At 72.7% G+C, this 8,313-nt stretch carries 5 protein-coding genes; 3 read left to right on the top strand and 2 right to left on the bottom strand.

Going from position 1 to position 8,313, the window contains the following annotated elements:
• Positions 1–432 precede the first annotated feature (432 nt).
• Entirely contained in the window at positions 433–882 is a 450-nt protein-coding gene (locus ACFYU0_RS34955; protein WP_389306426.1) for a PTS glucose transporter subunit IIA, read from the top strand.
• Between the two features lie 76 nt (positions 883–958).
• A complete protein-coding gene (ptsP, locus tag ACFYU0_RS34950) occupies positions 959–2,629 on the top strand; it encodes a phosphoenolpyruvate--protein phosphotransferase (RefSeq protein WP_351663740.1) in 1,671 nt (556 codons plus the stop codon).
• Between the two features lie 70 nt (positions 2,630–2,699).
• Here ptsP and ACFYU0_RS34945 read toward each other — a convergent pair whose 3' ends face one another.
• Both ACFYU0_RS34945 and ACFYU0_RS34940 read right to left on the bottom strand, forming a co-directional pair.
• Positions 2,700–3,593: a hypothetical protein gene (locus tag ACFYU0_RS34945; RefSeq protein ID WP_389306424.1), complete on the bottom strand. Its 894-nt coding sequence runs from the start codon at positions 3,591–3,593 to the stop codon at positions 2,700–2,702.
• 174 nt (positions 3,594–3,767) lie between these two features.
• Positions 3,768–5,735: an acetoacetate--CoA ligase gene (locus ACFYU0_RS34940; RefSeq protein ID WP_389306422.1), complete on the bottom strand. Its 1,968-nt coding sequence runs from the start codon at positions 5,733–5,735 to the stop codon at positions 3,768–3,770.
• A gap of 214 nt (positions 5,736–5,949) precedes the next feature.
• On the opposite strand from ACFYU0_RS34940, the gene ACFYU0_RS34935 reads away from it, so the two are divergent.
• Positions 5,950–8,310 (top strand): glycoside hydrolase family 31 protein, encoded by a 2,361-nt coding sequence (locus tag ACFYU0_RS34935; RefSeq protein ID WP_389306420.1) that lies wholly within the window; start codon positions 5,950–5,952, stop codon positions 8,308–8,310.
• The last annotated feature ends 3 nt before the right edge of the window (positions 8,311–8,313 follow it).

Raw genomic sequence — 8,313 nt, 5'->3', positions numbered from 1 at the left:
CGGGGTATCAACATATCTGGCGTTGATTTTTGGCACGCTGTTGAGTTCTCAAGGAACGGTCGCTTCCTTTGTACTCACCCTCTCGGGCTTTCCTCTGGGCGCTTCCCTTCGGTGTTCCAAACTCTATCAGTGTTTTTCCGACTCTCTGACCACCCTCCGCAGGACATGCAGAAGGGATCCCGAGAGAGGATCTGACCAGTTTGGTTGCTGCCGGGCCGCGACACTTTCGCGCCGCACCGCCCCAGGCAGGAGTACGACAGTACACGGGGCCTCGAAGGCCATGCAAATCGACGGCGCTGGTGGTCTAGACCACTAGCTGGTAAGTTCCGTACGGAACCGTCACTTCCTTTGGCATACGCTGCTGATCAGCGCGCCGTTTACGGGACAGGCAGTGACGGCCCCACCTGCAGCTCCACTCCTGGGAGGCTTCCCATGACCACCGTGACGTCCCCTCTCGCCGGTCGGGCCATCGGACTGGCCGATGTACCGGATCCGGTCTTCTCCGGGGCCATGGTCGGCCCGGGCACCGCCATCGACCCGGTACGTGAGCCCTCCGAGGCCGTGGCACCGGTGGACGGCGTCATCGTCTCCCTGCACCCCCACGCCTTCGTCGTGGTCGACGCAGCCGGGCACGGTGTGCTCACCCACCTCGGCATCGACACCGTCCAGCTCAACGGCGAGGGCTTCGAGCTGCTCGTCGCCAAAGGCGACACCGTGACGCGTGGGCAGAGCATCGTGCGTTGGGACCCGGCCGCGGTCGAGGCGGCCGGCAAGTCCCCCGTGTGTCCGGTCGTGGCCCTCGAGGCCACCGCCGAGTCCCTCTCCGATCTGCGGGACAGCGGCGACGTGAAGGCCGGCGACAGCCTCTTCTCCTGGAACTGACGGGAGGGCCGCCGTCCGGCGGCGTACAGGACGACCATCGCGGCGGCGGCCCCGCCGCACTATCGGAGACGGTGAGATGGAGACAACGCTGCGAGGCGTCGGCGTGAGCCACGGTGTGGCGATCGGCGAGGTTCGGCACATGGGGACGGCGGTGCTGGAGCCGCCTGCCAAGCAGATACCCGCGGACGAGGCGGGACGCGAGCAGGGACGGGCCCGCCAGGCGGTGGACGCCGTGGCGGCCGATCTGATGGCGCGCGGCAATCTGGCCGGCGGCGAGGCCCAGGCGGTCCTCGAGGCGCAGGCCATGATGGCCCAGGACCCCGAGCTGATGGCGGACGTGGAACGGCGGATCGCCGTCGGCAGCACGGCCGAGCGCGCCGTGTACGACGCGTTCGCCGCGTACCGCGAACTGCTGGCGGGCGCCGGGGAGTACCTAGCCGGGCGCGTGGCCGACCTGGACGACGTCCGGAACCGCATCGTCGCCCGGCTCCTGGGCGTGCCGATGCCCGGTGTCCCGGACAGTGACAGGCCCTATGTGCTGGTGGCGCGCGATCTGGCGCCCGCGGACACGGCGCTGCTCGACCCCACGCTCGTCCTCGGTTTCGTGACCGAGGAGGGCGGTCCGACCAGTCACAGCGCGATCCTCGCCCGTGCCCTGGGGGTTCCGGCCGTCGTGGCGCTGCCGGGTGCCGGGGAGCTGGCCGAGGGGAAGGTGGTCGCCGTCGACGGCAGCACCGGGGACGTCTTCGTGAACCCGAGCGCCGAGAAGAGGGCGCAGCTGGAGGCGGCGGCGGCCGAGCGCAAGGCGGCGCTGGCGGCTTCAACCGGTCCCGGCGCCACGGCCGACGGGCACAAGATGCCGCTGCTCGCCAATGTCGGCGGGCCCGCGGACGTGCCGGCCGCCGTGGAGGCCGGGGCCGAGGGTGTCGGTCTGTTCCGCACGGAGTTCCTGTTCCTGGACGACAGCAAGAACGCGCCGTCCGAGGACAAGCAGGTGGAGGCCTACCGGCAGGTGCTGGAGGCGTTCCCCGAGGGCCGTGTGGTGGTGCGGGTGCTGGACGCGGGCGCGGACAAGCCGCTCGAGTTCCTGACCCCGGCGGACGAGCCGAACCCGGCGCTGGGCGTGCGGGGTCTGCGGACGCTGCTCGACCATCCCGACGTCCTGCGCACGCAGCTCACCGCGCTCGCCAGGGCGGCGGAAGGGCTGCCGGTCTACCTCGAGGTCATGGCGCCCATGGTGGCGGACCGTGCGGACGCCAAGGCGTTCGCGGACGCCTGCCGCGAGGCGGGGCTCCGGGCGAAGTTCGGCGCGATGGTGGAGATCCCGTCCGCCGCTCTGCGGGCGCGCTCGATCCTCCAGGAGGTCGAGTTCCTTTCGCTGGGGACCAACGACCTCGCGCAGTACACCTTCGCCGCTGACCGACAGGTGGGTGCGGTGTCACGGCTCCAGGACCCGTGGCAGCCGGCACTGCTCGACCTGGTGGCTCTGTCCGCCGAGGCGGCGAGGGCCGAGGGCAAGAGCTGCGGGGTGTGCGGCGAGGCCGCGTCCGACCCCCTGCTGGCGTGTGTGCTGACCGGTCTGGGTGTCACCTCCCTGTCGATGGGCGCGGCGTCGCTGCCGTACGTGCGGGCGACCCTGGCGAAGTACACGCTGGCGCAGTGCGAGCGGGCGGCCGCCGCCGCGCGGGCGGCGGACAGCGCCGCGGAGGCACGCAGCGCCGCGCAGGCGGTGCTGTCCGGGGAGTAGTCGATTCCGGCTCGCGCCGGATCGCCGGTTCAGGGGCGCCTCACCACCAGGTGGGGCGCCCCTGGTGCGTTCAGTGGCGGTGCTCCGGTGGCGTGCCCTCCTGTCCGAGGTCGGGCGGTGCGCAGTAGTCGACGTCCGGTTCGGGGCTGATGAGGTCGCCGGATTCGGCGTCCGTGCAGTAGGCGTCGAAGACCTCGGCCGCGCTGAGGGGTACGAGGTCGCCTCCGCGCAGCCGCCAGCCGTGCACGCGGTCGGCCGTACCGGGCGAGCTGACGCGCATGACCAGGCCGCCGGGGCTCTTGGTGGCGAGGCCGAGGGCGAGGACGCTGGTGAATTCGAGGGCTTCCCCCTCGTCGAGTTCGGCGGTGCCCTCGGCGCCCTGGTCGGCGTGGAGGACGGCGACCAGGGTTTCCGCCGGCGCCGAGACGCTGCAGACGAGGTGGCGGTCGCCGGGCGGGGCGCTGTCGAGGATGCGGACGATGAGCCCGGACGCGCGGGTGAAGGCTGCGCGGCCGATGTCCTCGCCGCAGGTGGCGCAGGGGCCGAGGCGGGTCAGGAGGATGGTGGCGTACTCCCAGGTGGCCTGGCGTACGGCTTCGTCGACGAGGTCGGGCACGAGCGCGGTGAGGGGGCGGCCGTCGTAGGGGACGGTGGGGCCCGTGGCCGCCAGGTGTGCGGTGAACCGGGCGCGGCTGGCGGATGCTTCCGGGTCGAGGCCGGTCGCCGCGCAGAACGCCGCGTAGTCCTCCGGATCGAACAGGGCCAGCGTGGTGTGTCCGCCCTGGGCCGCCCGGCTTTTCAGCAGGGATTCCACCTGTCGCAGGTAGGTGGTGTGGTCGTCGAAGACGAAGCTGCGGTAGCGCCGCATGGCGCCGAAGTCGTGTTCGTCGGTGAGCAGGCCGATGGTTCCGGCGATCTCGCGGCGCAGGGCGCGTCGCATCGTCTGCTGGTCGGTGTGCGCCATGTTTCCCCCAAGTGCGCTGTCGATCAATGCTCACTCACAGTAACCGGGGACACTGACAACGGGCCGGGGCGGAGACGTTCGCGCGGGGATTCGCGGGGGCTTCGAAGCGTCCGGCCCCGGGCTTCGCCGGCGTGGCGGGTGAAGTCCGGGGCCGTTCGCGGGTGAGCGGGGAGGTCAGGCGCGCTTGCGGGCCAGCTCCTCGTAGAAGCCGAGCAGGGTGAGGTTGTCGATGGAGCCGGGGTTGACGGCCTTCTCCAGGGGGGTGCCCTGGAGGAGGCGCTTGACCGGGACCTCGATGCGCTTGCCGGTGAGGGTGTGCGGGATGCCGGGGACGGCGATGACCTCGTCGGGCACGTGGCGCGGCGAGAGCTGTTCGCGGATCGCCTGCTTGATGCGGTTCAGCAGTGCCTCGTCGAGGGCGGCGCCCGGCGCCAGGTGCACGAAGAGCGGCATCCAGTAGCCCCCGTCGGGCTGCTCGACGCCGATGACGAGGGACTCCTTGATCTCGGGCAGCCTTTCGACCACTTCGTAGATGTCGGCCGAGCCCATGCGTACGCCCTGCCGGTTGAGGGTGGAGTCGGAGCGGCCGTGGATGATCACCGAGCCGCGCGAGGTGAGGGTGATCCAGTCGCCGTGCCGCCAGACGCCCGGGTAGGTGTCGAAGTAGCTGCCGTGGTAGCGGCTGCCGTCGGGGTCGTTCCAGAAGTGGACCGGCATGGACGGCATGGGGTTGGTGACGACGAGCTCGCCCACCTCGTCGACGAGGGGTTTCCCGCTCGGGTCCCAGGACTGCAGGTCGGTGCCGAGGCCGGGCGCCTGGAGTTCGCCGGTGTACACCGGCAGGGTCGGCACGGCTCCCGCGAAGCAGGAGCAGACGTCCGTGCCGCCGCTGACGGAGGCGATCCACAGGTCTTCGCGGACCTCTTCGTGCAGCCAGCGGAACCCGTCCGGCGGCAGTGGCGAGCCGGTGGTGGCGACGCACTGGACGCGGGAGAGGTCGAAGTCGCGGGAGGGGTGCACGCCCGCCTTGCGGCAGGCCATGACGTAGGCGGCGGAGGTGCCGAAGAGGGTGGCTCCGGTGCGTTCGGCGACGCGCCACTGGGCGCCGGTGTCCGGGTAGCCGGGGCTGCCGTCGTACAGGACGATCGTCGTGCCCGTGAGCAGGCCGGAGACGAGGAAGTTCCACATCATCCAGCCGGTCGAGGTGTACCAGAAGAAGCGGTCCTCGGGGCCGAGGTCGCAGTGCAGCCCGAGCTGCTTGAGGTGCTCCACCAGGATGCCGCCCTGGGACTGCACGATGGCCTTGGGCAGGCCGGTGGTCCCGGAGGAGTACAGGACCCACAGCGGATGGCCGAACGGGACCTGTTCGAAGACGGGCTCGGTGTCGGCGGCGGTCAGCGCCGACCATTCCAGGGCGCTCTCCGGCGCTTCGGTGCCGAGCAGCGGGATGTGCACCACGGCGCGCAGGGTGGGCAGTTCCCGGCGCAGTTCGGCGACGGTCTCGCGGCGGTCGTGCTCCTTGCCGCCGTAGCGGTAGCCGTCGACGGTGAACAGGACGACCGGCTCGATCTGCTGGAAGCGGTCGAGGACGCTGCGGGCGCCGAAGTCGGGGGCGCAGGAGGTCCACACGGCGCCCACGGCGGCCGCCGCCAGGAGGGCGACGACGGCCTCGGGGATGTTCGGGAGGTACCCGCTGACCCGGTCGCCGGGGCGGACGCCGAGGGCGCGGAGTTCGGCGGCGAGGGAGCCGACCTGGCGGCGCAGCTCGGCCCAGGTCACCGGGCGTGGTTCGTGGGTCTCGTCGACGTACAGGAGCGCCGGCTCGTCGGGGCGGTCGGACGCGGCGCGCAGGGCGTGTTCGGCGTAGTTCAGGGTGGCTCCGGGGAACCACTCGGCGCCGGGCATCGCGCGGTCGCCGAGCACGCGCGTCCAGGGCGTCGAGAAACGGACGTCGAACCAGTCGGCGACGGCCTTCCAGAAGGTGTCCAGCTGGTCCACGGACCACTGGTGCAGTGCGGGGTAGCCGCCCTCCGCAGGGGCGCCGTGGTGCTCGGCGGCCCATGCCTGGAACTGGGTGATGCGGGCCTGGGCGATCCGCTCGGGAGCGGGCTGCCAGAGCGGCTTGGGGTTCGCGGTCGACATGGGGCGGCTCCCGGGCTGTACGCGTCGTGTGCGTCGGTCCGCGCACGGGCTGGGGTGTGCGCGTGACGCGGCTGACAGGGACGATGCCATGTGATCGACTTCTGCACCAGGGCGGGCCCCACATAGTCCGTGTCGTGAAGATGTGGTCCGGGCACGGGTGAACGGCAGTTGAACGACACACGCGCGCGGGGCGGTCAGTGGCAGGGTGAACAGCATGGACGGTCGTGACCTGGTGCGTTCGGTGAGTGTTGGTGGTTCGGGGCGGGCGGCTCAGGGGTTGCGCACGGTGCGGGCGGCGTGGCGCAGACGGCGGATCGACGCCGCCGGGCTGCCCCGGCGGGGGGCCGAGCGCGCGCGGGTCCCGGGGCGGGTGCAGGGGGCGGAGCCGGGTCCGGGGGGCGGTGTGATCCGGTTCAGCCGGTCCGACCTGCGGATCACCGTGACGGTCAGCGGGGCCGTGTTCTGGGGGTGGGACGGGGCGGGTCCGCAGCCGTCGTACGCCCTCGCGGGCGCGGCCCCGGAGCCCGATCCGCGGGCCGTGCTGGAACCGGACAAGGACGGCGGCTGGCGGGTGGTCGCCGAGCGGGTGACGGTCGTCGTGTCGCGGCACGGGGCGCTGCAGGTGTGCACTCCGGGCGGTGTGGTGCTGCGGCGGGAGATGCCGCCGCGGTGGTGGGAGCCGGCCGACGGGGGCCCTGCGCGGTGGATGCAGCGGTCCGAGGTGGCGGCGGACGCCCGCTTCTTCGGTCTGGGCGGGCGCGCGAGCGGTCCGCGCCTGCGCAAGGGCGTCTACCGGCTGTGGAACACCGATCCGGGCCGTGCGTTCGGCCCGGGGGACGATCCGCTGTACGTGACCATGCCGGTGCAGTTGGTCGTGGCCGACGCCGCGAGCCATCTGGTGTTCCACGACACCACGTGGGACGGCACGGTGAGCCTGCGGGAGGGCGAGGAGGGCGCCGGGTCCGGGCACGACCGGGCGGGGCGCTGCGAGCTGCGCATGGACGGGGGGCCGCTGCGCTGCTGGGTGATGGTGGGCACGCCCGCGCGCGTGCTGCTCACCTGGGCCTCGCTGACCGGGGCGCCCGCGCTGCCGCCGACGTGGGCCCTGGGCCACCAGCACGCGCGGTGGGGCTTCGGCGGTGAGCAGGAGGTGCGCCGGATCGTCGCGGGGTACCAGGAGCGCGATCTGCCGCTGGACGCCGTGCACCTGGACGTCGACCACTACGACGGCCATCGGGTGTTCACCGTCGACCAGGAGCGTTACCCCAAGCTGCCGGTGCTCGCGGAGGAGCTGCGCCGGGACGGCGTCCGTCTGGTGTCGATCGTCGACCCGGCGGTGAAGGCCGTGCCGGGGGACGCCGTGTACGACAGCGGTTCGGCGTTGGACGCGTTCGTGCGGGACGGCTCGGGGCGGAGGGTGCGGGGCGAGGTGTGGGCCGGCGAGTCGGTCTTCCCGGACTTCACGCACGCGCGCGTGCGCAAGTGGTGGGGCGGCCTGTACGAGGAGCGGCTGGGGCAGGGTTTCGCGGGGTTCTGGCACGACATGAACGAGCCGACGTCGTTCAGCGCCTTCGGTGAGACGACGCTGCCGCGTTCGGCGCGGCACGCCGTCGAGGGGCGCGGTGGCGACCACCGGGAGGCGCACAACGTGTACGCGCTCTGCATGGCCAGGGCGGGCTACGAGGGGCTGCGGGAGCTGTCGCCACAGCAGCGGCCGTTCGTGTTCTCCCGGTCCGGCTGGGCCGGCATGCAGCGCTACGGCGGCACCTGGTCCGGGGACGTGGCGACGGGCTGGCCCGGGCTGCGGGCCTCGCTGTCACTGGTGCTGGGCCTGGGTCTGTGCGGGGTGCCCTACTCGGGGCCCGACGTGGGCGGTCACGATGGCAGTCCGTCGCCGGAGCTGTACCTGCGCTGGTTCCAGCTCGGCGCGTATCTGCCGCTGTTCCGGACGCACGCCGGTCCGCGGGCGGGCCGCAGGGAGCCGTGGGAGTTCGGTGCGGAAGTGCTGGGGCACGCGCGCGCGGCGCTGCTGGAGCGCCGGCGTCTGCTGCCGTACTTCGTGACGCTGGCGCATCTGGCGCGGCGCACCGGCGCGCCCTATGTGCGGCCGTTGTGGTGGGGGTCGCCCGAGGACCGGGCGCTGCGCGACTGCGAGGACGCGTTCCTGCTGGGTGACCAGCTGCTGGTGGCGCCGGTTCTGGGCCCCGGCGCGGGGCGGCGCGCGGTGCGGCTGCCCCGGGGCCGCTGGTACGACACCGTGACGGAGGAGGCGTACGAGGGTCCGGGGCAGGTCGTCCTGGACACGCCGCTGTCACGGATACCGGTGCTGGCGCGCGCGGGGGCGGTCGTTCCGGTCAGGGGCGCGGACGGGGAGCTGGAACTGGAGGTGTGGGCGCCCGTCGCCGGGCGGACCGGGGGCGGGCTGGTCGTCCGGGACGCGGGCGACGGCTGGGTGGAGCCGGAGATCGAGCGGTATGCGGCCCGCCGGCAGGGCCGGCGGGTGGTGGTGACCTGGGAGCGGGAGGACGGCGCGGCGGCGCCGCCCCACCCGGTGCGGGTACGGGGGCTCGGCTGAGCG

This window comes from Streptomyces sp. NPDC003720, assembly GCF_042875075.1.
GTDB lineage: Bacteria > Actinomycetota > Actinomycetes > Streptomycetales > Streptomycetaceae > Streptomyces.
This window is presented reverse-complemented; position numbering and strand designations above follow the sequence as displayed.

Coding starts and splice junctions, on each gene's coding strand:
- ACFYU0_RS34955 (WP_389306426.1), top strand. CDS start 433: ATGACCACCGTGACGTCCCCTCTCGCCGGTCGGGCCATCGGACTGGCC.
- ptsP (WP_351663740.1), top strand. CDS start 959: ATGGAGACAACGCTGCGAGGCGTCGGCGTGAGCCACGGTGTGGCGATC.
- ACFYU0_RS34945 (WP_389306424.1), bottom strand. CDS start 3,593: ATGGCGCACACCGACCAGCAGACGATGCGACGCGCCCTGCGCCGCGAG.
- ACFYU0_RS34940 (WP_389306422.1), bottom strand. CDS start 5,735: ATGTCGACCGCGAACCCCAAGCCGCTCTGGCAGCCCGCTCCCGAGCGG.
- ACFYU0_RS34935 (WP_389306420.1), top strand. CDS start 5,950: ATGGACGGTCGTGACCTGGTGCGTTCGGTGAGTGTTGGTGGTTCGGGG.